The sequence below is a fragment of the Brevibacillus sp. FW301-21C12A genome (assembly GCF_058788915.1).
The window spans coordinates 1-1,343 of record NZ_JBYTBG010000108.1; the positions used below are offsets into that span (position 1 = coordinate 1).

Below are 1,343 nucleotides of genomic sequence, written 5' to 3' on the forward strand. Positions count from 1 at the left end.
AGCTCTTCACCATTAAACGTGCTTGATCTTCCTCTAGCGTAGTTTTTCACTTTTTTATATGGCTGGTTTACACTCCAGCCGAATTCGAATCTTGAACCGCTCGATGTTGCGATACCCATAGGCTCGTCGCTTGATGACTTTCACTTTGTTGTGTGTCCCTTCAATCGGAGCATTTGTAACTCGAAACGAAAAATAATTCTGAACCGACTGTCGCCATTGAACGATTGTTTTTGCAATCGAACGGACGGCAGAGGTGGGAGATGTGAGGTGCTCGGTTATCCATTGTTGGAGTGCTTCTTTTCCCGACTCTTCTGTCTGAGCTGCATATACCGTTCTCATGTGCTGAAGAGCGTTGTAAAGGCGTTCCAAATGGGGATCTTGAGCGAACCAGGCTTTCAATTCCTCCTGTTCCTCAGGTTTCAGTTTATCAGGAGGTGTGTGGAGCAGACGTTGTTCATGTCTACCCCGGCGATGAGTTCCCCGCGAACGGGTACGTTTACGAGCAGCTTCTAACGATTTGGAGAAGAGCTGAATGACGTGGAACTTGTCCGCTACTACCGTGGCATCCTTCCAAACACCGCGAACCGTCTCAGCCATTCCAGGAGCCAAGTCTGTCACAACAACCTGTGGAGGCGTAGCAAAGGGCCAGTTCATGAGAGCCTGACGAACCTGCTCACGTGAACGCCCTTCTGTAACCTGCCAGATATGCCCGCTTTGTGCATCCATGAGGTTGACACCGTACTTGTGTCCTTTTTGGAGAGCAAACTCGTCCAGACAGACCATAGTAGGCGTAAGATGATCTTGGGGCTTAGCGAGAAGCTGAGGAGCCAGTTGGTAATACCACCGTTCCAATGTCGTATAGCAGATTCCGAGTTGTTTGGAAACGCTAAGCAAATCCCTCTTCTGACACAACTCAACGGCCATTTGACGAAACGCAAAAGTAGCCGTTCCTCGATAGGGAATTCCATCCCATTCGAGAGTCCAGGTGATCTGGCAATCGTGGCAACGTTGTCGATATACAGGAACACGTACCCAGACAGTACCCCATGAAGGAATAAAGCGGTGACGAAGAAGACGGTACCCTGGGCGAGCATGATTGGTGCTCTCTTTCAGGCAGAGAGGACACAGATGAGAGGCTGGATTGGGAGTGAGAGTCACTACCCAATCGGTTTCAGTCGTTTTGTCCCAATGGGAAAGTTGAAACGATGGAAGGCCGATTAAGTCTGTGGTAAACTGGTTAGACAACGTAGATTTCCTCCTATCTTGTGATGGTCAGGACAACTTTCACGATAGAGGAACATCTACGTTTTTTCAATGTCTAGCACGGGTTATGGTGATGAATC

General features: G+C 48.8%; 1 protein-coding gene. It reads right to left on the reverse strand.

Annotated features, from left to right (window positions below; genetic code table 11):
• Window positions 1-54: 54 nt before the first annotated feature.
• Entirely contained in the window at window positions 55-1,245 is a 1,191-nt protein-coding gene (locus AC3WQH_RS25450) for an ISL3 family transposase (protein WP_081592107.1), read from the reverse strand.
• Between the last annotated feature and the right edge of the window lie 98 nt (window positions 1,246-1,343).